This window comes from Comamonas sp. MYb69 (assembly GCF_037479315.1).
In the GTDB taxonomy this organism is placed as follows: Bacteria; Pseudomonadota; Gammaproteobacteria; order Burkholderiales; family Burkholderiaceae_C; genus Comamonas.
In genome coordinates this window covers 165,256-186,958 of the sequence record NZ_JBBGZG010000009.1, presented here as the reverse complement: position 1 = coordinate 186,958, position 21,703 = coordinate 165,256, and the positions used below count along the sequence as shown (strand labels likewise).

19 protein-coding genes are annotated in these 21,703 nt (G+C 62.2%); 12 read left to right on the top strand and 7 right to left on the bottom strand.

The annotated features are described in order from the left end of the window. Positions 1–13: 13 nt before the first annotated feature. Entirely contained in the window at positions 14–820 is an 807-nt protein-coding gene (locus WH303_RS14395) for a response regulator transcription factor (protein WP_158400566.1), read from the bottom strand. Positions 821–1,357: 537 nt separating this feature from the next. On the opposite strand from WH303_RS14395, the gene WH303_RS14390 reads away from it, so the two are divergent. Then, positions 1,358–2,044 carry a DMP19 family protein gene (locus WH303_RS14390; RefSeq protein ID WP_339519308.1) on the top strand — a complete coding sequence of 229 codons (687 nt, stop codon included), beginning with the start codon at positions 1,358–1,360 and terminating at the stop codon, positions 2,042–2,044. A gap of 73 nt (positions 2,045–2,117) precedes the next feature. On the opposite strand, the gene WH303_RS14385 is transcribed toward WH303_RS14390, so the two are convergent. Next, positions 2,118–2,639 carry a hypothetical protein gene (locus WH303_RS14385; protein ID WP_312989213.1) on the bottom strand — a complete coding sequence of 174 codons (522 nt, stop codon included), beginning with the start codon at positions 2,637–2,639 and terminating at the stop codon, positions 2,118–2,120. A 204-nt stretch (positions 2,640–2,843) separates the two neighbouring features. Here WH303_RS14385 and WH303_RS14380 point away from each other — a divergent pair, with 204 nt between their 5' ends. Next, positions 2,844–4,091, top strand: a complete 1,248-nt coding sequence (locus tag WH303_RS14380; RefSeq protein ID WP_339519306.1) for an MFS transporter — start codon at positions 2,844–2,846, stop codon at positions 4,089–4,091. Positions 4,092–4,207: 116 nt separating this feature from the next. On the opposite strand, the gene WH303_RS14375 is transcribed toward WH303_RS14380, so the two are convergent. After that, complete coding sequence (locus WH303_RS14375) at positions 4,208–5,812, bottom strand: hypothetical protein (protein ID WP_339519304.1); 1,605 nt, start codon at positions 5,810–5,812, stop codon at positions 4,208–4,210. Positions 5,813–6,134: 322 nt separating this feature from the next. After that, positions 6,135–7,739 carry a hypothetical protein gene (locus tag WH303_RS14370; protein ID WP_339519302.1) on the bottom strand — a complete coding sequence of 535 codons (1,605 nt, stop codon included), beginning with the start codon at positions 7,737–7,739 and terminating at the stop codon, positions 6,135–6,137. 29 nt (positions 7,740–7,768) lie between these two features. Here WH303_RS14370 and WH303_RS14365 point away from each other — a divergent pair, with 29 nt between their 5' ends. Then, positions 7,769–8,206, top strand: a complete 438-nt coding sequence (locus WH303_RS14365) for a DUF2834 domain-containing protein (protein ID WP_339519300.1) — start codon at positions 7,769–7,771, stop codon at positions 8,204–8,206. A 254-nt stretch (positions 8,207–8,460) separates the two neighbouring features. Beyond that, positions 8,461–10,650, top strand: coding sequence for a TonB-dependent receptor (locus tag WH303_RS14360; protein WP_339519299.1), 2,190 nt, complete (start codon positions 8,461–8,463; stop codon positions 10,648–10,650). 100 nt (positions 10,651–10,750) lie between these two features. Here the strand turns inward: WH303_RS14360 and WH303_RS23755 are convergent, their stop codons facing one another. Then, complete coding sequence (locus tag WH303_RS23755; protein ID WP_445228289.1) at positions 10,751–11,047, bottom strand: hemin uptake protein HemP; 297 nt, start codon at positions 11,045–11,047, stop codon at positions 10,751–10,753. 251 nt (positions 11,048–11,298) lie between these two features. Here WH303_RS23755 and WH303_RS14350 point away from each other — a divergent pair, with 251 nt between their 5' ends. Continuing rightward, positions 11,299–12,555: an MFS transporter gene (locus tag WH303_RS14350; protein ID WP_339519297.1), complete on the top strand. Its 1,257-nt coding sequence runs from the start codon at positions 11,299–11,301 to the stop codon at positions 12,553–12,555. Positions 12,556–12,581: 26 nt separating this feature from the next. Here the strand turns inward: WH303_RS14350 and WH303_RS14345 are convergent, their stop codons facing one another. Next, the gene (locus WH303_RS14345; RefSeq protein WP_339519296.1) at positions 12,582–12,845 is read right to left on the bottom strand and encodes a YlcI/YnfO family protein; all 264 of its coding nucleotides are present in this window, start codon (positions 12,843–12,845) and stop codon (positions 12,582–12,584) included. 141 nt (positions 12,846–12,986) lie between these two features. Here WH303_RS14345 and WH303_RS14340 point away from each other — a divergent pair, with 141 nt between their 5' ends. The 3 genes from WH303_RS14340 (at position 12,987) to gudD (ending at position 16,634) form a co-directional block, all read left to right on the top strand. Continuing rightward, positions 12,987–14,033: a LacI family DNA-binding transcriptional regulator gene (locus WH303_RS14340; RefSeq protein ID WP_339519294.1), complete on the top strand. Its 1,047-nt coding sequence runs from the start codon at positions 12,987–12,989 to the stop codon at positions 14,031–14,033. Positions 14,034–14,208: 175 nt separating this feature from the next. After that, a complete protein-coding gene (locus WH303_RS14335) occupies positions 14,209–15,204 on the top strand; it encodes a Bug family tripartite tricarboxylate transporter substrate binding protein (protein ID WP_339519293.1) in 996 nt (331 codons plus the stop codon). Positions 15,205–15,281: 77 nt separating this feature from the next. Continuing rightward, positions 15,282–16,634, top strand: coding sequence for a glucarate dehydratase (gene gudD / locus WH303_RS14330; RefSeq protein ID WP_339519291.1), 1,353 nt, complete (start codon positions 15,282–15,284; stop codon positions 16,632–16,634). Between the two features lie 66 nt (positions 16,635–16,700). Here the strand turns inward: gudD and WH303_RS14325 are convergent, their stop codons facing one another. After that, positions 16,701–17,549 (bottom strand): IclR family transcriptional regulator, encoded by an 849-nt coding sequence (locus tag WH303_RS14325; RefSeq protein WP_339519289.1) that lies wholly within the window; start codon positions 17,547–17,549, stop codon positions 16,701–16,703. Positions 17,550–17,669: 120 nt separating this feature from the next. On the opposite strand from WH303_RS14325, the gene WH303_RS14320 reads away from it, so the two are divergent. From WH303_RS14320 to WH303_RS14305, 4 genes are all read left to right on the top strand, one after another. Then, on the top strand, positions 17,670–18,674 hold the full coding sequence (locus WH303_RS14320) for a tripartite tricarboxylate transporter substrate binding protein (RefSeq protein ID WP_021026397.1): 1,005 nt from the start codon (positions 17,670–17,672) through the stop codon (positions 18,672–18,674). 253 nt (positions 18,675–18,927) lie between these two features. Beyond that, positions 18,928–19,614, top strand: a complete 687-nt coding sequence (locus WH303_RS14315) for an RraA family protein (RefSeq protein WP_339519288.1) — start codon at positions 18,928–18,930, stop codon at positions 19,612–19,614. Further along, positions 19,611–20,540, top strand: coding sequence for an NAD(P)-dependent oxidoreductase (locus tag WH303_RS14310; protein ID WP_339519287.1), 930 nt, complete (start codon positions 19,611–19,613; stop codon positions 20,538–20,540). Before WH303_RS14315 ends, WH303_RS14310 begins: the two co-directional genes overlap by 4 nt. Positions 20,541–20,680: 140 nt before the next feature. Then, positions 20,681–21,688: a tripartite tricarboxylate transporter substrate binding protein gene (locus WH303_RS14305; protein WP_445228288.1), complete on the top strand. Its 1,008-nt coding sequence runs from the start codon at positions 20,681–20,683 to the stop codon at positions 21,686–21,688. Positions 21,689–21,703: the final 15 nt, after the last annotated feature.

Below are 21,703 nucleotides of genomic sequence, written 5' to 3'. Positions count from 1 at the left end.
ACGCCTGCCCACGCTAATCCAGCGCTTTATCTGCAGAAGGCTGGCTTGGCACCGGTGCCGCCTGCTCCTGGAATGCCATGCGGTATTGCTTGGGTGACTTTTTCCAGAACTTCTTGAACTCGGTGGAAAAGTTGCCGGAGTTCGCATAGCCGACTTCGGTCGCAATGTCGGCAACGCCCAGTGGGCCGGTCTCCAGCATCATTGCGGCCCTGGACATCCGCTCTTTGCGGATATATTCAAAGACGGTCATGCCCACGGTGGCCTCAAAGACCATATTCAGGCGGTGGGTGGACAGGCCCAGGCTGGCAGCCACATCACGGCCTTTTAGCGTCGAATCACTGAGGTGATGGATTATGAATTCGGTCGCCACCTGCTTGATGCTCATATTGGCCGGCAGGATTCCAGAAGGGGTTTCCCATGCACTCACCGCATCCCCCGTGAGCTGCTCCCATCCGGTTCTTTTACGCGCCAGCGCGATATGGATGCGAACCCTCTCCAGCACTTCATCCACATAATAGGGCTTCAATATATAGTCAACAGCCCCGGCACGAAGACCAAGCAGCCGGTCTTCTTTATCAGACAGCGCAGAGATAAACAGGATGGGTATATTACGGGTCGATGCATTCTCCTGAAGCAATCTTGCCGCCTTGATATTGCTGCGATCGGGCAAGCGCACATCCATCAATACCAGATCAGGAGGCTGTAAAAGAATGCGGGTGTAGACCTGGCTCTCATTGTCAATGACGCTGACGGTGTAAGAGCGGCTGCGCAGCGCGGTGACCAGAAGACGAAGTTGCTGTAGATCGCGATCAACGATCATTACATGTGGGACTTTAATCTCACTATTATTCATATATTGCGCGCAGAACCATTTCCATATCGGACGCCAGGTTTCCGTGGACTTTTCTGCGCTTGCAACCGCACGGGGATCCTGAAGGCAGCCTGGCGTAGCCAGCCCAACCAGCAGCGCAGACCGGTGCCCATGTCGGCAACGGCGAGCGGCAAGCCAGATGGCGGGGATGCAGAAATTTACGGCAAATATAGTACGAGAGACGCTATCAACATTCTATTTTAGAAATTACAATCAGCGACTTGCAATAATGAAATATATAAATGAAAAATGATATTCATTTCTGCATTAAGCAAAGATGTTTCGATTAAAACAAATACCAGAATTTGATTTAGCTGTTACACAACAACGATTTGAAACCACCAGGTTTACCTGCTGTTTACAGATGGCGCTTTTACGGGTTGGTGGGCACTCAAGACAAGGCGCGGGCAGCACCCTCGCCGAAACGGGATCTCTCTTAAACTCATCCGCTGTAGAGGGCAGGTTTGCGCCCCGGAAAGGCCATGCATGAAGCACGACGGGCATGCCGTTGTCGGATCTCCGATCACCGACGTCATCTTTGAAGAAAAGCGCGTTTTGCTGCTGCTGGACGATGGCCGCCAGCTGGCCGCTCCGCTGTCCTGGGTGGGACCCAAGGTGGTGGCGATGAACGCGCAAGAGCGGTCGCAATGGGTGGCCACCGCGGATAGGCGCGGCGTCAACTGGCCCAGCGCCGGTCAGACCTCGGCTGACGGCGCACTCAATGTCTGGACACTGGAGCAGGATGCGCTGTTTGAAGCGGCGTTGGCCGAGCTAAAGGCCTTGGACTGGAAGGCGGACCAGCTCAATCACCGCAGCCGGGCGCTGGTGGCCTTGTGGCGCCTGGTGGCCTTGTGGCGCCTGGTGGCCGATGGCTACAACGGCGGCCTGCTGCAGTTTCTGGGCAACTGGCGCATGGCCGAGATGGACGCGGCGCTGGCTGCGCTTGCCCAGATCCGGGCCAGCGCCACGCTCGCGGTAGTCACCGCGTTCTGGCGCCTGGTGGGCCCCATTGCCCAGTCGGACGAGGTCAACAGCATCGATGATGTGTACCGCGCCGTGGCCGGTGACTTGTCTGAGCAGATTGAAGAACTGGACGAGCAGTTCTGGGAAGCGGCCGAGGAGCTGGTCCAGCGGGTGCCGGAATATTTTGGGCCGGCGCCTTCGGCCGCCTGATGCGCGACACGTAACCCACAGACAGCCCTGGGACGAGGGCTGCGGTGGGCCGGGCCGCCGGGCCGCCGGGGCGCTACTTGTCGTTGTTGGCGCTCAGGTTGTCCAGCAGGTCATCGAGCGATTTGAATTCGATGGTCTCCACACCATCGTTCTCGTCAATGGAGATGTCTTCCAGCAGCAGCTCCTCGCACAGCTGGGCCCGCACCCAGCACTGCGGAAACTGCTTGGGTGCGACAAATGACAGCAGCACCGCATCGGCAAAAACGGCGACCGAATGCAGGCGCAGGTCATCGCGCAGATCGGTGGGCTCTTGCACCTCATCGTCTTCAACGGCTTCTTCTACCTCCAGCGCAATGTCGTGGACCAGCGCAGTCCACTGGTCGGCCGGCATCGCCAAAAAACGCTGGGTATTGGCGATGAGGGCATCGGCATCCATGTCCGGGTTGTCGGCCAGCTCCGGGTCGACATTGACATGGATATCGGCCCCAGCGGCCTGAAACCGCACGCTGCCCACCACAAAGCCATCGTCGGCTTGCACGTCGTTCAAAAGCTGGCTCGCTGCTATCGCGTCACGAAGATGGGCAATCTGGGTCATGGGGCCGTCCTTGCATTGGAGTGAATGGCCATCATAAGCGGCAGCTGGCCACGCATCTACCTTGCCCGCGAATGACTGTCATTCGCTCAACTGGCAAAAATTCGACATTTCTTGTCCTGCTTGCGCGATTGCGCCAGCGCATCTTCCCGTACGCTTGCCGCTTGCCCGATTTCTTTGCCTGCCCAGGTTTGCCCGCCCGACGCCATGACCGCTGATACCGCCACCCTCAACCCCTCGCCTGCACTGGCTGCAGCACCTGCCGCAGCTGCAGACACCCAGCAGCACGGCTTTTTATTGCCCATTGTGGGCGGCGCCGCACTTGCCCACCTGCTCAACGACATGATCCAGGCGATGCTGCCGTCGATCTTTCCGATGCTCAAGGCGAGCTTCTCGCTCAGCTTTGGGCAGATTGGCGTCATTGCGCTGGTCTACCAGGTCACCGCATCGCTGTTGCAGCCATGGATTGGCATGTACACCGACAAGCACCCCAAGCCCTACCTGCTGCCCTCGGGCATGGGCATGACCTTGATCGGCATTGGCCTGCTGGCCACCGCGCAGAGCTATGAGATGCTGCTGGTGGCCGCCGCCGTGGTGGGCGTGGGCTCGGCCACCTTCCACCCCGAGGCCTCGCGCATTGCGCGCCTGGCATCGGGCGGCCGCTTTGGCACGGCGCAGTCCACCTTCCAGGTGGGCGGCAATACCGGCTCTGCGATTGGCCCGCTGCTGACGGCGGCCATCGTCATCCCCCATGGCCAGCCAGCGGTGGCCTGGTTCATGGTGGTCGCGCTGGTCGCCATCTTTGTGCTGTACCGCCTGACCATCTGGGTGCGCCACAACGGCAGCGCCAAGGCCAAGAGCCTGGCCAAGAACCATGCGGGTGAAGGCCTGAACCGCGCGGGCGTCATCCGCGCCGTCACGGTGATCTGCATTCTGATGTTTGCCAAGTTTGTCTACATCGCATCGTTCACCAACTACTTCACCTTCTACCTGATCGAGCGCTTTAACCTGAGTGTGCAAAGCAGCCAGCTGTTTCTCTTCATGTTCCTGGCCGCTGTGGCAGCGGGCACCTTTGCTGGCGGCCCGGTCGGTGACCGCATTGGCCGCAAGGCCGTCATCTGGATCTCGTTTTTGGGCGTTGCGCCGTTTGCGCTGGCTCTGCCCTATGTGGGCCTGGTGTGGACTGCCGTGCTCGCCATCGTCATCGGCCTGGTGATGTCATCCGCCTTTGCCGCGCTGGTGGTGTATGCGCAAGAGGCCGTGCCCGGCCGCGTGGGCCTGGTCTCGGGTTTGATGTTTGGATTGATGTTTGGCATTGGCGGCGTCGGTGCCGCTGGCCTGGGAGAGCTGGCCGATATGCATGGCATCGTCTGGGTGTATGGCCTGACCTCATTCCTGCCGCTGCTGGGGCTGGCGACGGCGTTCTTGCCGGATACGCGGAAGAAGCGCCGCTGACCTGCGCTCGGTTTTCGCCTTGCCTCAGCCAATGCTGCAGAGCCCACTGCCGGGGCTCTGCGCGTGCCTGATCAAGCGGCCTGGGCCGCCAAGCAGCGACAGATCAACCAGGTGCATCACTCGCTGGCGATCTTTCCCACACCACGCCTGTTACCAAACTGGTCCTTCCACTGAATGGCATCCCTATACGGCGTAAAGCCATTGAATACCTCGCGCAGCGTGCCTAGTACGACGGTTCTCGTCGCATCAACATAGAGGTTACAGACATAGGGTTGGAATCCCTCAACGTCTTTAGCGCATTCCACCAAGCCATCGTCACTGATGGCCGAGGTTTCACTGACCGATGAAAAGCGGATGGCTCTCGTGATAGACCCATATATGGGCGTGGCATTCAAAAAGGTCATCACCCACTCGCCGCGAAAACGGCTGAGCAGTGTCATGCCTTGCATATCCAGTCGCTTCAGTGGCTTGCTGTCTTGATGGGGCAGCTTGAGTGACCCTTCAACGTAGGGCGCATAGCTATCTCCATTCCTGCCGGAGAATTCCATCACAGCATCCCCCACATCGTTTGCATTGTGCACCGGTATTGCGGCAGCACTTGGCCCCCCAAAATACCGTCCTCCCTGGTAGCGCTGTATGGGAACCTCACCGTTATTGATAGTCCCGGTCACAGGGTTAAAACCAATCACCGCACTGCCCATATGAAAGGTGGCGCGGCCATCGGGCAGGTAGTTGAATATCTGCAGGATTGCCACTTTGTCCTGCATGTCCACACTGATGCCGCGCCCCGGCTTGCCCGTCAACTCATCAGAAAAGACCCAGGTACCGTTGGCCGGCATGCTCCATTGATCACAACCTGCAGGCATATACGCATAGTCATAATGCCCACACAAGCTCACGGCTCCACCGACAAAACCCATCGCGCTCTGAACGCCGACAATTTCCAGCGTATTGCCACTGCTGTTCCTGAACTCACCGACCACCTCTGGCCCTACCAACCTGAACTTCAACTCCGGATAAGGGCTTACCACCCCTTGCGTAGCAATCGCCTGACAGCTAAAAGACTGTGGCCCTGAGAGACGCTGACAATCGTAGGTTGACGGCGCCCTTGCAGAGCGTGGTCCCATTGAAAGTTGGTAGTTTTTCCCCTCGCCTCTCTTCAGCGTCACTAACAGCAAATCCACAAAATTCTCATCCTGATCAAAAATCAGCCAGCGACTTGTTTTGCCGATATTCATAAAATTGGGCCTGGGCGTCATGACCGCATCGTCAAAATCGGGATCGTTGATCAGAAAACGTTCGATTCGTTTCTCTTCTTCCCCAGGGAAGCGGACCGACCCCAGGATGCCATTCGAGAATGAAACGGTTACCATGCCTGGCGATCCGTCTTCCACCGCGTCCTGCGCGCCGCCGCCAAAACTGCGGCCAGCCTTGTAGCGCATGAGGGGTGCCGTAACGGTAGTGCCATCCATCTGGGCGGTAGCCGTATAAAAAGTGGCGTCGCCATTCTTTTCATAGGCAAACACCTGCATGAAGAAGGTATTGCCTTGCACATCGATGGCGAGGCCTCGACCAGGCTTACCATCCAATTCTTCGCTGACGATCCAGGTACCCGCCTGTGGCGTAAAACTGCGAGCGGCCCAAGCGGCGGTGCATGACAACGCTAGCGCCGAAACCAATACTGCGGTGCCAACAAATGGAATGCGTCTTGCCTTTTTCACGTAGTCTCCTGGTTTAAATCAGTATTTTTGGGATCCTCCAGCAGCATGTTGCGGGAGTTGGTGCTGCTGAATCGGACAGACACAGACAGCGCCACAAGTTAGCCTCAGGCAGGTCTGGGCAGAGGCTTGGGCGCCCGATGTCATAGCCCATATTTCACGACGATCCGCCTTGTCGGCCAGGAAAGAACTCGCCTACTCGGGAATCCGCTGCAAAGCTCCTGCCAGGGTCTGAATGCGGTCTCTGAAAATCCGCGTCCATCCCCTTCAGCAATAGGTTCGCAAGCAAATGCGCAGTGGAAATATGGAGTGCCCTTCAGCCGCATCAATCGTTCGAGATCTGCCCCACACCACGCCAGTTGGCGAATTGGTCTTTAAGCTGAATGGCATCCTCATCGGCGGTAAAGCCATTGAAACGCGCGGACAGACTGCCTTGGACAACGGCTCTCGTCGAATCCGCGTAGAGATGGCAGACATAGCGTGAGAGATCGTAAGGATTCTTGGTGCATTGCACCAATCCATCATCGCTGGTAGCAGATGCGTTATCGGTAGATGAAAAGCGCACCTTCTTAAGGATGGGTACGCCTGGAGGTACTGCATTTGAAAACGCCATCGCCCACTCGCCTGCAAGGCGGTTGAACGGCGTCAACCCTTGTAAATCCAAGCGTTTGACATGCTTCACTTCTTCACCAGGAAGCTGGAACGTGCCTTCAACATAGGGGGCAATCCTGTCTTCATTTCTGCCTGAGAATTCAATGACAGCGGCCCCAGCCTCTTGGCCATCAGACACCGGGGCGGCAGCAGAAGCTGGCCCGCCTAAATACCTTCCCCCCTGGTAACGCTGGATCGGCACTATTCTCGGGTTAGTCGTTCCCGTCACCGGGTTACGACCAATCACTGCGCTCCCCATATGGAATGTGGACCGTCCATCGGGCAGGTAATTGAAGATCTGCAGAATCGCCACCTTGTCCTGCATATCGACACTGAAGCCGCGCCCCGGTCTACCCGTCAACTCATCAGCAAACACCCAGGTCCCGTTGGATGGCATTTGCCATTGATCACAGCCTGCAGGCATATACGCATACTCATACATGCCGCACAGAACTACGGCTCCGCCAAGGGAGCCCATTGCACGCTGCACTCCGGCAATTTCCAGAATATCGCCACTGCTGTTCTTCAGTGTGCCCACGACCTCCGGCCCTATCATCTGAAATTTCAGGTCGGCATATGGGCTTGTCGCTGCATCGCTAACGAGCTCTTGGCAGCTAAATGACTGGACGCCTGACAATCGCTGACAGTCATACGACGCTCGATACCCGCTAAAGCGTGATGACAAGGAAAGTCGGTAATTTCCCCCCTCTGCTTTGCTAAAGCCAGCGCCTAAAAAATCCACAAAATTACCGCCCTGATCAACCAGCAGCCACTTGCCAGTCTTACCTATATTTGTTGCGTCTGGTGAGGGAGCGAGTACCGCATCATCAAAATCGGGGTCGTTGATCAGAAAGCGCTCGATTTTTTTCTCTTCCTCCCCAGGAAAGCGGATCGACCCCAGGATGCCATTCGAGAACGAAACGGTCACCACCCCTGGCGATCCGTCTTCCACCGCATCTTGCGCACGGCCGCCAAAACTGCGGCCTGCTTTGTAGCGCATGAGGGGTGCCGTAGCGGTAGTGCCATCCATCTGTGCGGTAGCCGTATAAAAAGTGGCATCGCCATTCTTTTCATAGGCAAATACCTGCATGAAAAAGGTATTTCCTTGCACATCGATGGCGAGGCCACGGCCCGGTTTGCCGTCAATCTCTTCGCTGACCATCCAGGTCCCCGCTTGCGGTGTAAAGCTCCGCGCGGCCCAACTGGCGGTGCTGCAAAGCGCCAACACGGAGGCCAAAATAGCGGGACGAAGTGCTGAAATGCGATTTATCTTTTTCACTTGATCTCCTGGGTTTTGAACCAGTATAGATGCAAGTAAATTGGCCATCTAAAACTAGAATTACCAAGATCTCTTACTTCATCCAAAGATTCAATCTCCCCATTAAAAATTGTGCAAATCCTCTACTTGTTTCTCTGTATCGCGGGCACCGTATTGCCGCTGTCGCAATTTATCCATGGCTTTGTGCATATGGTCTGGATATGCCACTGCTCTTGCAACAGGCCACGTCCAGCCCTCTGTCTGCTTTTGCATGGTCGGATGTTCTGGTCTCGGGCATTACGGTTGCCGTGTGGATCGTCGCCGAAGGCAGAAGGCTGGCAATGCCCCGGCTGTGGCTGCCCCTATGCTGCCTGGTGGTGGGCCCCTCGTTGGCATTGCCGCTGTTTCTTCTTTTGCGCCAGCGGCATCTGGCTGCTGCAGGCCACACGGACTGGCTTGAACACCGCCAAGATCAAAAGTCAGTTTGAGGACCTGTTCAAGTCTGCAGCCACCTGCGTTGCTGACTCGCGCTCAATCCGAACGCACCACAGCTTGGCAGAGTGATCGATGGCGACCAGGGCCTCACCCACGCCACCCTGGCGCATATCGTTCCTGCAGACGCGTGTCCCACCCCGTCTCACACAGGGTAATCCCCGAAATACAACAAAAAGTTGCATATGTAGCGCTTGATGAATACGATTGAGAATGATTCTTGTTTATTTTTAACCATAGCGTCACTCTTATGTCACATTCAAAACCGCGCAGACACCAACCCAACCTGATCGTTCTGGCTTGGATGGCCGCAGCCGCCAGCGCCGGGGTATCGGCCCAGCAGGCTCAGCCTACCGAGTCAGCCCAAAACGCGGGCGCGACGGCCGAGGCCAGCACCAGCGCACCCGTCAACCTGCCCCAGATCACCGTGCGCGACCGCTATGAGCGCGAAGACCTGCCCGCGCTCGCGCCCGGGCGCAAGGCGGCCAAGGGGGCACGGCTGGGCATTCTGGGGGCGACCTCGATCATGGAGGCGCCCGTGCACGTCAATGCCTATACCCGTGAGCTGGCCGAGGACTGGTCGGCGCTGTCGCTCCAGGATGTGCTGGAAAACGATGCGGCGGTGGTCTTTACCACCAACAAGGGCCATTTGCTGCAGAACTTCAACCTGCGCGGGCTCGATGTGACGGCGATGGACATAGCGACCAATGGGCTCTACGGCATTGCGCCAGCCAACTCGGTGCCCATCGAGATGTTTGAGCGGGTCGAGGTAATGCGCGGCCCCAATGTGCTGCTGTCTGGCATGCCGCCGCTCGCCAGCGTGGCCGGCTCGGTCAATATGGTGACCAAGCGCGCGCTGGCCCAGCCCATTGCCGATCTGACCGCCACCTATGTCTCCGATTCGTACTACCAGCTGCATGCCGATGTGGGCAAGCGCTTTGGGCCCGAGCAGCGCCTGGGCCTGCGCTTCAATGGCGTCTATGGCTCGGGCGACATGGGCGCTGAGGACGAAAAGCAAAAGCGCAATGTGGGCGCGCTGGGCCTCGATTACCTGGGCGACAACTTCCGCCTCTACCTGGATCTGTACAACAGCGTCAACAAGATCGAGGGCGGCAGTCCCGGCATGTTCAGCTTTTTGGGCAGCGCGGCCATCCCCGGTGTGGGTTACCTCCTCTCGCCGCCCGATGGCGATGTGAACCTGTTCAAGGGCTCGCATGGCAAGTACGACAACAGCGGCTTGCTGGCCCGGGCCGAGTTTGACTTCAACCAGAACTGGCAGGGCTATGTGGCAGCGGGCGGGTCGGAGGCCGAAGGCCAGGGCCTGCTGTTTGGCACGCGCGCCATTGTGACCGGCGCAGACGGCACCACGCGCGGCGCGATCTACAACGTGCACACCAAGTCGGAGCGCCGCACGGCCGAGGCGGGCGTCATCGGCAAGTTCGACACCGGCAGCGTGCAGCACCGCCTGCAGCTGTCGTTCAACATCCTCAAGCACAAGGAAGGCACGGTCAACACGGCCTGCAACTACTGCTACACCACCAATATGTACCGGCCGACCGAGCCGACCTTCCCCGCAGCACCCACCTTCAAGGACTACACGACGGAGAACGAATTCCGCTCGGTGGCGATTGCCGACACCATGGGCTTTTGGGATGAAAAGCTGCTGCTGACCCTGGGCCTGCGCCACCAGACGGTGAAGACGCCGCTGGTCAATGGCGTGGCCTCCAACTACAGCGAAAGCCGCACATCACCGATGGTTGCCGGCGTGCTACGCCCCTGGGGTGACAACATCGCGCTGTTTGCCAACTACACCGAAGGCCTGGAGCCTGGCCGCACCGTGGGTGTGGGCTACGCCAATACCGGCGACACCCTCGCGCCGATGCAAACCAAGCAAAGTGAAGTGGGCGTCAAGCTGCAAGCGGGCGAGACCACGCACACGATCAGCGCCTTCCAGATCAAGAAGCCCTCGATCATCACCAACAGCGGCAACTTCCAGGTGCTCGATGGCGAGCAGCGCCTGCGCGGGCTGGAGTGGAGCGCGTTTGGCAAGCTGAGCGAGAGCGTGGCGCTGCTGGGCGGTGTCGAGTACATCAAGTCCAAGCAGACCAACACCGGGCTGGAAAACTATGGCGTGCCCAAGCTGCGCACCCGCATTGGCATCGATTGGGACACCCCCGTGCAAGGCCTGTCGGTGGGCGGGCGCCTGTTCCACACCGGCTCGCAATGGGCAGACTCGGGCAACCGCCTCAAGGTGCCTTCGTGGAACCGCATTGACGCAATGGCCCGCTACGCCACCAAGTTCGGATCGACGCCTGTGCGCTTCAACGCCAGTGTGGAGAACCTGACCAACAAGAACTACTGGATCGGCATGTTCAACGATGGCTTTGTAATGCCCGGCGCGCCGCGCACCTACCGCTTGTCGGCCACCGTGTCGTTCTGATCACAACCAAGGCTCTGGCCATGGCCAGAGCCCACAAACACCACAGCCCGCTGGCACGGACATGCCAGCGGGCTGTGTTTTATCAGCGGTATGGAGCGCTTTATTTCGTCAGGATCAGCTTGCCCAGCTTGGTGGCCTGCAAGGTGTAGACCGAGCCGTTATGCGCTATCTGCACGGTCTTGTGGCCGGCCAGCAGGCTGGCACTGTTCACGCTGCGCACCTGCAGGTTGGCATCGTTCAGCGGCCGGGGCTGCAACGCGATGGTGAGTGGCTCGCCAGCATGGGACTCGGCCTCGCAGGCAGCGGGCGTATCGGCGGCGTCCTGCGGCTGTGGCACAGCTGGGCGGCGGAGTTGCAAGGTACGGCGGGCGCTGGTGGCGGCATGCAAAGTGGTCATGGTGGCGCTCATGGCGGGTTGGAAGGTGGTCAGGCAGATGCAGACAGCTGCACGCTAAGGATGGAAGAAACGCAGCGGAGCGGTTCAGCACCGCTGCCCATTGGCCCCCACAACGCCGGGGCGTTGGCAGCGCCGCAAACGGGGCGCATGGCGGGATGACGTTCATCACAAGAGGGGCAAATCACAGGGACCGAGTCTATCATTGAATGAGATTGATTATCATTTAAAGACCATGTTATTGAAGGAGTCTGATGTCCGTCCCATCTACCTCGGCAAGCACCGCCCGCCCATCCGATGCGGCCCCGTCCACGGCGCCCATGCGCAGCTTCAGCATGCGGCCGCTGATGTTCGAGAACTTTGTCTGCACCTTGTCGATGATGTCCTTTGTGGCGCTGATCGGCCCCATCGCCAGGCTGCTGGGTCTGGCGCCCTGGCAGGCCGGCATGGCCGTGACCGTGGGGGGCCTGGCCTGGGTGCTGCTGGCCAGGCGCTGGGGGGCGGCCAGTGACCGCTGGGGCCGGCGCCCCATCCTGCTGCGGGGCTTAAGCGGCTTTGTGGTCTGCTATGCATTGCTGTGCAGCTTTATCGTGTTTGCGCTGCGCAGCCAGCCGCCGGTGTGGCTGGCATTTGCCGGGCTGGTACTGCTGCGCGGCACGGCCGGGGGCTTTTATGCGGCCGTGCCTGCCACCGGTGCAGCGCTGGTGGCCGACCATGTGCCCGGCCCGCAGCGTGCGGCGGCCATGGCCACCTTGGGCGCCGCCAGCGGTATCGGCATGGTGGCGGGCCCCGGCGTTACCGGCCTGTTGGCCGCGCACAGCCTGGAGCTGCCGCTGCTGATCACCGCCGTGCTCCCTGCCCTTGCGCTGCTGGTGCTGTGGCGCTGGCTGCCGCGCAGCGAGCAGCATGCCAACCCGCCCACCGGCCACCTCAAAATCAGCGACCCGCGCCTGCGCCGCCCGATGGCCGTCGCCTTTTGCGCGATGTTCAGCGTGACCATTGCCCAGGTCGTTGTGGGCTTCTTCGCGCTGGACCGGCTGCAGCTGGAGGCCAGCGACGCCGCACGCGCCGCCGGCATTGCACTGGCCGTTGTCGGTGTGGGCCTGATCCTCGCGCAGCTGGCCGTGCGCAAGCTGGGCTGGACGCCGCAGCGCCTGATCCGCGCCGGCTGCGCCCTGTCTGCACTGGGCTTTGCATCGCTGCTGCTGGCCAGCACACCCTGGGCGCTGTGGGCCGGCTACCTTTTAGGCGCCGCTGGCATGGGCTGGGTCTTCCCCTCCGTCATGGCACTGGCCGCCAATGCCGTGGGCGCGCATGAGCAAGGCGCCACCGCCGGCACCGTTGCTGCAGCCCATGGCCTGGGCATGATCCTGGGACCGCTGGTGGGCACCCTGGTCTATGACCTGCACCCTGGCGCGCCTTATTTGCTGGTGGCGGTGCTGCTGGTGCTGGTGGCGCTGTGGCCTGCGCGTGGGGCGGTATCAGCGTTGCAGGTGGGGCGGGTGGGTTGAGATCCAGCTGTCTGACATTGAGAGGTTCATTTGCGCTGCCTGGCCGCAGCCAGCTTGACCTCCAGGCGGGCAATCACCACCTCTGCAGGGATGCCAGCAGCAGCGCTGTTGTGTCGCCTGGCGGCCAATCCCCGCTGCAGCCATCCAGCCTGTGCTTGCCGCTGCTGAATCTCGCGGAGGACAGCGGTCTCGACAAAAGACGCCAGGCTTTCGTTCGGCTCCAATACACGCTCCACCTCGTGCAGGAAAGCGGGCTCGACGCAGATGGATGGGATGATGGCGTTCTTCATAGGTAGATCGTGGAGTGCAAGTGAATGGATCCTCGGCCATTAAACCTCTGAGTGCGTCTTGTTGGCAGGGGGCGACTACCGCCCGCCAAAGCTGGCTCAAATACCGCCCAAATCCCGCTGCACCGCCCCGCAGCACCTAGCATGGACTACGATAGCGGCACTTTCAGCCACCATCCCCACCAGCCCGTGCAACCCACTGACCGACCGTCCAAAATCCAAGATGTAGCCCGCGCTGCGGGCGTGTCTGCGATGACGGTGTCGCGGGCGATCAACCACCCTGAGCGGCTCAACCCGGAGACCTTGCAGCGTGTGCGCGATGCCATCGCCAGCATGCGCTATGTGCCCAATGCGCTGGCCAGCGGGCTGCGGCTGTCACGGGCGCGGCTGGTGGCGGCCCTGCTGCCGACCTTGGTGGGGCCCGTGTTCCAGGAGTTGATCCAGTCGCTCGACCATGCGCTCAACCAGCACGGCTACCAGCTGATGATTGGCCGCACCGGCTATGACGCCGCGCAAGAGGCGGACCTGATCCGCGCCATCATCCAGCGCCGGCCCGATGGCATTGTGATGATCGGCATGGCGGCATCCGAGGAAGGCCGGGCGCTGCTGCAGGCCTCGCGCATTCCGGTGGTGGAGACCTGGGACCTGACCGACACGGCGATCGACATGCTGGTGGGCTTTTCGCACAGCGCGATTGGCCAAGCGGTGGCGGCGCATTTCATCGCCAAGGGGCACCGGCAGCTGGGCATGGTCAGCGGTGACGATGCGCGTGCCCGGGTACGCGTGGCGGCCTATGCGCAGGCGGCGCAAGCTGCCGGCCTGCCCGAGGTGACGGTGGCCTACACGCCGGCGCCCAGCACCTTGGGCGGCGGGCGGCGCGGTCTGGCCGAGATCCTCGCCCAGCGGCCCGAGGTCACCGCCGTTTTCTGCAGCTCCGATACCTTGGCATTGGGTGCCTTGGTCGAGGCGCAGCACCAGGGCCTGCGCGTGCCCGAGGACCTGGCTGTTGTCGGTCTGGGCGACCAGGAGTTTGCCAAGGACACCGCCCCGCCCCTCACCACCGTGCGGCTGGATGGCACCCGCATTGGCCAGCTCGCAGCCGACATGATTGTGGCCCGCACCCTGGACCAGCCCATCGATGCGCAGCGTGTCGATATCGGCTTTTCCATCACCCAGCGTAGCAGCGGCTAAACAGCCACCCCCGCAAAACTCCCAGCCCTGCCGCACTGGCAATATCGGGTAATTACTGATTTCTCAGCCAAAGTTAACGTTAACAATACGACAAATTCCAATGTTAACGTTAACTAGTCGAAGCGAAACATCGCTCAGCCAGATTTCAGCAACGCCTTAAAAGCAGGAGACAAACATGAGCACCACCCCAAAACCAGGATGGAAAAAGATAGCGGCCCTCGTCTGCGCCAGCGCTGCGGCCTTGGCCGCCAGCCCCAGTGCCTGGGCTTGGCCGGACAAGCCGGTCACGATCATCGTGCCCTTCCCCGCGGGCGGCGCGACCGACACGGTGGCCCGTGCGATTGGCAACAACCTGGGCCAGCAGTGGGGCCAGTCGGTGGTGGTGGAAAACAAGGCAGGAGCCACCGGCAGCATTGGCGCCGCCCAGGTGGCGCGCGCCCCGGCCGATGGCTATACGTTGCTGGTCTCGTCGCTGGCACCGCTCGTGGTGGCACCCCATCTGATCAAGGGCCTGCCCTATGACCCGACGCGTGATTTCAGCTACATCACGGTGGCGGTACAAACGGCCAATGTGCTGGTGGTCAACCCCAGCCTCGCCCCCAAGGTCAACAACGTGCAGGACGTCATCGCGATGCTCAAAGCCAAGCCCGATACGGTCAGTTTTGCGACCTCGGGCGCGGGCTCGTCGGACCACCTGACTGCCGAGCTGTTCTGGCAAAAGACAGGCACCAAGGGCCTGCATGTGCCCTACAAGGGCGGCGCGCCGGCCACCGCCGATTTGCTGGGCAGCCAGGTGGACATGTCCTTCCAGAACGTCAACAGCGTGTTCCCGCACATCAAGTCGGGCAAGCTCAAGGCCATTGCGGTCACGGGCAACAAGCGCTCGGCCGTGCTGCCCGATGTGCCGACGATGGCCGAAGCCGGCATTGACGGCATGGACGTCTATGCCTGGCAAGCCTTTGCCGCCCCCAAGAACCTGCCCGCCGATATCAAGGCCAAGCTCTACGACGGTATTGCCAAAGCGCTGCATGACCCAGCTGTGAGCAAGCAGTTCACCGACATGGGCCTGGAAGTGGTCGGCAACAGCCCCGAGGTCTTTACCGAGTTTCAGCGCAAGGAGTTTGCGCGTTGGAAGCAGGTCATCACCACGGGCAACATCACCGCACAATAATCACCCAGGGCCTGGCGGCGGGACAGAACCACCCGCTGCCCAGCCTGCTTTTCTTATCTTTTGTACCCCCGCCCACCATGCAAGCCACCACATCCGCATCGCCCTCTTCCACCCCCCGCATCACCGGCTACCGCGTGGTGCCGGTGGCCGGGCATGACAGCATGCTGCTCAACCTGAGCGGCGCCCATGCGCCGTTCTTCACCCGCAACCTGCTGATCCTGACCGACAGCGCAGGCCGCACGGGGGTGGGCGAGGTACCCGGTGGCGAGAGCATTCGCAACACCTTGGAAGATGCACGTGCGCTGATCCTGGGCCAGCCGGTGGGCAACTACAACGCCATGCTGAACGCGATGCGCAGCAACTTTGCGGGCCGCGACAGCGCAGGCCGTGGGCTGCAGACCTTTGACCTGCGCACCACCATCCATGCGGTGACCGCTGCCGAATCTGCCCTGCTGGACTTGCTGGGCCAGCACCTGGGCGTGCCGGTGGCGGCGCTGCTGGGCGAAGGCGTGCAGCGCACCTCGGTGCAGATGCTGGGCTACCTCTTCTACGTGGGCGACCGCGAACTGACCGACCTGCCCTACCAAAGCTTTCCCGACGAGGCCGATGACTGGAAGCGCCTGCGCCATGAAAAAGCCATGGACCCGCAGGCCATCGTGCGCCTGGCCGAAGCCGCCTATGCGCGCTATGGCTTTGAGGACTTCAAGCTCAAGGGCGGTGTGCTGCGCGGTGAGGACGAGGTCGAAGCGATCCGCGCGCTGCACGAGCGCTTTCCGAAAGCCCGCATCACCCTGGACCCCAATGGCGGCTGGTTGCTCAAGGATGCGGTGCGCATCACCCGCGATCTGCACGGCATCCTCGCCTATGCCGAAGACCCTTGCGGCGCCGAAGAAGGCTTCTCCGGCCGCGAAGTGATGGCCGAGTTCCGCCGTGCGACCGGGCTGCCCACGGCGACCAATATGGTCGCCACCGACTGGCGCCAGATGGCCCATTCGCTGTCGCTGCAATCGGTCGATATTCCGCTGGCCGATCCGCACTTCTGGACCCTCTCGGGCTCGGTGCGCGTGGCCCAGCTCTGCCAGGCTTTTGGCCTGACCTGGGGCTCGCACTCGAACAACCATTTCGATGTGTCGCTGGCCATGTTCACCCATGTGGGCGCTGCCGCACCGGGCAAGGTCACCGCCATCGACACGCACTGGATCTGGCAGGACGGCCAGGGCCTCACCAAGCAACCGCTGCAGATCAAGGGCGGCTATATCGAGCTGCCGCAACAGGGCGGCCTGGGCATTGAGCTGGACATGGATGCCGTCGAACGCGCCCACCAGCTTTACCTGCAGCACGGCCTGGGTGCTCGCGATGATGCGATCGCCATGCAGTACCTGGTGCCGGGCTGGCGCTTTGACAACAAGCGCCCTTGCATGCTGCGCTAAGCCGCTGCAGCAGTCCCTTGTTCGACGTGCCGCGCGAGGGACGCCGCAGCCACACCCGCGCAGGACTCAGGGGTGCCAGTGGCTGGCCCGCACCAGGGTCGCAGACGGCCCGGTATTGCCCGCCAACGCATAGGACAGCTGGTTGGCCGCAGCGATGACGGTCTTGGACATTTCCTCCAGCTTTTGCTGCGGCAGGCGCGAGGCCGGGCCTGACACGCAGACGGAGCCCAGCAGCCGCCAGTGCTTGCCAAACACCGGCGCGGAGATGGTAGCCACGCCCTGCTCGCGCTCGCCAATCGACCAGTGAAAACCGCGCTGGCGGATGGCTTCGTACAAGTCGCCCGGCTCGCCCGAAAACGCCAGAATCACCCGCCCTGGCGAGCCCTTGTCGAGCGGCAGCCCCTCGCCCATGCGCGCATGGTGGCGCAAGGCCTGGGGGCCCTCCACCCGCACCAGGCAGGTGCGCACATTGCCTTCGCGCACATAAAAAGCGGCGCTTTCGCCACTCGCCATCGTCAGCGCACGCAGCGCCGGCTCCAGCACATTCTGCACATCAAAACCGGCCTGGTAGCGCGCGCCCAACCAGCCCGCTGCCGGGCCCAGGCGCCAGTCGCCATCATCCCGCTGCACCAGGTAGCCCGACTGCGCCAAGGTGCGCGCAATGCGCAGCGCCGTGGTCTTGTGCAGACCGCAGCGCCGGCTCAGTTCGGCCAGCGGCAAATGGGATTCTCCCAACGCAAACGCATCGATCAATTGCATGGCCCGCAGCACCGCAGTGACGGTGCTGGTCGACGATGCGCCCTCTTCTGGCAGCGCCTCGGCAGGGGCTGCTTCAGGCTCCGGGTGCGGCGCAGCAACAGGCGCGGTTTTGGCCTTGGACCGGGGGCTTTCGGGGCGCTGAGAAGGGTTGCTCATCGTGCAATGTGTTTCATTGGTTGAAACGGCATTGTATCCCTTGAAACTTTTTTTTAAAGTGGCGCACCGATTGGCAGCAGACCAAAAGGCCACACCAACAAAACGATACGGAGACAACGTATGACGATCACGACACGAGCGATTTCGATCTCGGCGCGCCTGTGCCGCCTGGCGCTGGGCACGGCGGTACTCGCCGCAGCAGCCACCGGTGCCTACGCCCAAAGCAACTACCCGGCCAAGCCCATCCGTTTGTTTGTGCCCTTTCCGCCCGGCGGCGGCACCGACATGATTGCCCGCGCCGTCGCGCAAAAGATCACCGAGAAAAATGGCTGGAACATCGTCGTGGACAACCGCCCCGGCGCCGGCGGCAACCTGGGCGTGGATGCCGCTGCCAAGGCCGCCCCGGATGGCTACACCCTGGTGATGGGCCAGACCAGCAACCTGGCGATCAACCCGGCGCTGTACAAAAAGCTGCCCTACGACCCGCTCAAAAACCTGACCCCGGTCGCGCTGGTCTCCTCGTCGCCGATCCTGATGGTCAGCGGCTCGGGCACCCCGCTGCATTCGATCGCCGAGGTGTTGAAGGCGGCAAAAGCCAAGCCCGATACCGTCACCGTGGGCTATGCCGGCAATGGCACCGTCGCCCACCTGGCCGTCACCCAGGTTGAGCAGGCCACCGGCGTCAAGCTGCGCCACGTCCCCTACAAAGGCATTGCGCAAGCGATCACCGACCTGTCCGGCGGCCAGATCGACCTCTTTGTCGGATCGATTCCGTCCCTCATCGGCCAGGTGCGCAATGACAAGCTCCAGCCGCTGATGGTCACCTCCAAGCAGCGCTCGGGCGAGTTGCCCTCCACCCCGACGATGGCCGAGTCCGGCAGCAAGGGCTTTGAGGCCATTACCTGGTTTGGCATCCTGGCCCCGGCAGGCACGCCAGAGGCGATCGTGCAAAAGCTCAACAAAGCCATCAACGCCGCGCTGGCCGAGCCCGATGTGGTCGAGAAACTGCGCTCCGAAGGCGGCGATATCCTGGGCGGCAGCGCGCAAGATTTTGGCAAGCTGATGCATGCCGAAGTGCCCCGCTGGGCCAAGATCGTCAAGGACTCAGGCGCCAGCCTGAACTAAGGCCGCAGCACAGCCGGCCCGCACCACCGTCCTTTCCAACCGACCCGCTGAGAGACCGCGCCATGCACTGCGCCAGCTTGGCTATGCCCATCCGTTTCTCGGCGGGCAGCACAGCCCTCTGCCCTCAACCGCTGGGCACGCTGCAAAACGCCGGCTCCGCCAACGGTGTGCAGGCCATCCATCACGGAAAGACCCATGCGGCGCGGAGCGCCAGCCATGCCCCTTTTTTCATCCCTCCCAACGGACCAACACCATGAGCCAACTTCCCGACATCATCCGTGACATCGATCGCGTCAGCGCCGACGTCGTTGCCAAGGCCAGCAGCTTCCAGGCCGCCATTTTGGCCGACGTGGCCGGCCGCCGCGGCACCATGCATGCACGGGTTGCACCCGTCCACCAAAGCATGCAGGTCGCCGGCCCGGCCTTCACCGTCGAAGTGCGCCCCGGCGACAACCTGATGATCCATGCCGCCATTGCGCTGGCCAAGCCCGGCGATGTGCTGGTGATCGATGGCAAGGGCGACCAGACGGCCGCACTGATGGGCACCTTGATGCTGAGCGCCTGCAAGAAGCTTGGCCTGGCAGGGGTCATCGTCGACGGCGCCATCCGCGACAAGCTGGAAATCCTGGACCTGGACTTCCCGGTGTTCAGCGCCGGCTTCAACCCCGCCGGCCCGACCAAGTTTGTGCCCGGCCGCATCAACCACCCCATATCGGCCGGTGGCACCACGGTCAACCCCGGTGACCTGGTCGTGGGCGACGCCGATGGCGTGGTCGTGATCGAGCGCGCCAAGGCGCCTGCGTTGATGGCCCTGGCCGACAAGAAAGTGGCCGACGAAGCCGCCCGCATCGACGCCATTGCCCGGGGCGACACGGCATCGAAATGGCTGCCCGCTGCACTGCGCGCGGCCGGCGTGCTCAAAGAAGGAGAATCGCTGTGAACCCCCGCATCATCGTCACCGGCGCCGATCTGGCGCAGCAAGCGCTGGACCTGCTTGGCGGCTACGACGTCATCTACGCCGGCAAAACGCCGACCGAAGACGACCTGGTGGCGCTGGCCAAACAGCATGACCCGGTCGCCATCATCGTGCGCTACGGTAAGGTGGGCGCGGCGGTGATGGATGCGGCCCCGTCGCTCAAGGTCATCTCCAAGCACGGCAGCGGCACGGACACCATCGACAAAGTCGCGGCCAAGGCGCGTGGCATTGACGTGGTCGCCGCCGTGGGCGCGAACGCCGCCGCCGTGGCCGAGCAGGCCTTGGCGCTGCTGCTGGCCTGCGCCAAGTCCGTCGTGGCGCTCGATGCACGCATGCATGCCGGCCACTGGGACAAGGCCACGCACAAGAGCCTGGAGCTGGGCGGCCGCACCATTGGCCTGGTAGGGCTGGGCGCCATCGGCCTGCGCTTTGCCAAGATGGCCGATGCGCTGGGCATGCGCGTCATCGGCTTTGACCCCTTTGCCAAGAACCTGCCGGCCTATGTGCACAGCGTGGACCTGGACACCCTCTGGCGCGAGGCCGATGCGATCTCGCTGCACTGCCCGCTGACGGAAGAGAACCGGGGCCTGCTCAATGCCGCCACCCTGGCGCAGTGCAAGCGGGGCGTCATCGTCGTCAACACCGCGCGCGGTGGGTTGATCGACGAGGCCGCCTTGCTGGCTGCCGTGCGCGCCGGCCAGGTGATGGCTGCGGGCCTGGACAGTTTTGCGGTGGAGCCGATGGCCGCCGGCCACCCTTTCCAAGGCGAGCCGCACTTTGTCCTCAGCCCCCACATTGGCGGTGTGACCAGCGATGCCTACGTGAACATGGGCGTGGGCGCAGCGCAGAACCTGCTGGCCGTGCTGGCCAAGGCGCCAGCCACGGCCTAAAGCACCGGCTGGCGTACGGGCAAGCCAGCGTTGCTTGCCCTTGCCTAAAAACGGGCCGGGCATGCACCCGGCCCCTACAAACACCAAGAGGCTGCAAGCATGCGGCCCGTTAAGGAACGCCTGAAAGACAGGAGACAAAGATGAAGCAGATTTTTAACCACCGCTGGCCGATAGCGCTTGCAGCCCAAGCGCTGGGCAGCATCGCCTTGGCAGCAGGCATGGCAGGCGCGCTGCCCGCCCAGGCGCAAAGCCACTGGCCTGACAAGCCCATCAAGCTGGTCGTGCCCTACCCGCCCGGCGGCAATGCCGACAACACCGCGCGACTTTTGGCCACCCAGCTGGGCAGCCGGCTGGGCCAGCAAGTGATCGTAGACAACCGCCCCGGCGGCAGCGGCACCATTGGCGCGGCGGCGGTGGCCAAATCTGCGCCCGATGGCTATACGCTGCTGCTCGATGCCACGGCCTTTACCGTCAACCCCAGCCTGTTTGCCAAACTGCCCTACCAGCCAGCCAAGGATTTTGCGCCGATCTCGCTGATCAACCAGGTGCCTTTGCTGCTGGTGGTGCCGGCCAGCTCGGCACTGCACACCGTGGCCGACCTGAGCCGTGCCGCGCAGACCGCGCCGGGCAAGCTCAGCTATGCCTCGGCCGGCAACGGCGGCGCGCAGCATCTGGCGGCGGAGCTGTACAAGCAAGGCGCCAAGCTGGAGATGACGCATATCCCCTATCGCGGTGGTGCGCCGGCGCTGACCGACCTGATCGGCGGCCAGGTCGATGCGATGTTCAGCGCCACCACGGCCAGCGGCCCCTTTGTCAAAGGCGGCAAACTGCGCGCGCTGGCGATCACCTCTGCCCAGCGCAGCGAAGGCTGGGAGCAGCTGCCGACGATGGCCGAATCCGGCCTGGCCGGTTTTGAGGTCAACGAATGGAACGGCCTGTTCGCCCCGGCGGGCACGCCCCCGCCGGTGCTGCAGCGGCTGGAGGCCGAAACCCGCGCCATCGTGGCCAGCCCCGAGATGCAGAAACGCTTTGCCGAACTGGGTGTACAAGGCGTAGGCTCCAGCGCGCAGGCATTCTCCAGCTTTGTGCAGGCCGAAACCGCCAAATGGGCCGGTGTGATCCGCGCCAGCGGCATTCGCATGGATTGAGAAAGAGACAAGCAC

What these genes read in the sequence shown, in the direction of transcription:
- WH303_RS14340 (WP_339519294.1), top strand. Translation starts at nt 12,987, where the DNA reads ATGGACTACGATAGCGGCACTTTCAGCCACCATCCCCACCAGCCCGTG.
- WH303_RS14390 (WP_339519308.1), top strand. Translation starts at nt 1,358, where the DNA reads ATGAAGCACGACGGGCATGCCGTTGTCGGATCTCCGATCACCGACGTC.
- gudD (WP_339519291.1), top strand. Translation starts at nt 15,282, where the DNA reads ATGCAAGCCACCACATCCGCATCGCCCTCTTCCACCCCCCGCATCACC.
- WH303_RS14320 (WP_021026397.1), top strand. Translation starts at nt 17,670, where the DNA reads ATGACGATCACGACACGAGCGATTTCGATCTCGGCGCGCCTGTGCCGC.
- WH303_RS14395 (WP_158400566.1), bottom strand. Translation starts at nt 820, where the DNA reads ATGATCGTTGATCGCGATCTACAGCAACTTCGTCTTCTGGTCACCGCG.
- WH303_RS14360 (WP_339519299.1), top strand. Translation starts at nt 8,461, where the DNA reads ATGTCACATTCAAAACCGCGCAGACACCAACCCAACCTGATCGTTCTG.
- WH303_RS23755 (WP_445228289.1), bottom strand. Translation starts at nt 11,047, where the DNA reads ATGACCACTTTGCATGCCGCCACCAGCGCCCGCCGTACCTTGCAACTC.
- WH303_RS14305 (WP_445228288.1), top strand. Translation starts at nt 20,681, where the DNA reads ATGAAGCAGATTTTTAACCACCGCTGGCCGATAGCGCTTGCAGCCCAA.
- WH303_RS14325 (WP_339519289.1), bottom strand. Translation starts at nt 17,549, where the DNA reads ATGAGCAACCCTTCTCAGCGCCCCGAAAGCCCCCGGTCCAAGGCCAAA.
- WH303_RS14385 (WP_312989213.1), bottom strand. Translation starts at nt 2,639, where the DNA reads ATGACCCAGATTGCCCATCTTCGTGACGCGATAGCAGCGAGCCAGCTT.
- WH303_RS14315 (WP_339519288.1), top strand. Translation starts at nt 18,928, where the DNA reads ATGAGCCAACTTCCCGACATCATCCGTGACATCGATCGCGTCAGCGCC.
- WH303_RS14345 (WP_339519296.1), bottom strand. Translation starts at nt 12,845, where the DNA reads ATGAAGAACGCCATCATCCCATCCATCTGCGTCGAGCCCGCTTTCCTG.
- WH303_RS14365 (WP_339519300.1), top strand. Translation starts at nt 7,769, where the DNA reads ATGCAAGTAAATTGGCCATCTAAAACTAGAATTACCAAGATCTCTTAC.
- WH303_RS14335 (WP_339519293.1), top strand. Translation starts at nt 14,209, where the DNA reads ATGAGCACCACCCCAAAACCAGGATGGAAAAAGATAGCGGCCCTCGTC.
- WH303_RS14350 (WP_339519297.1), top strand. Translation starts at nt 11,299, where the DNA reads ATGTCCGTCCCATCTACCTCGGCAAGCACCGCCCGCCCATCCGATGCG.
- WH303_RS14380 (WP_339519306.1), top strand. Translation starts at nt 2,844, where the DNA reads ATGACCGCTGATACCGCCACCCTCAACCCCTCGCCTGCACTGGCTGCA.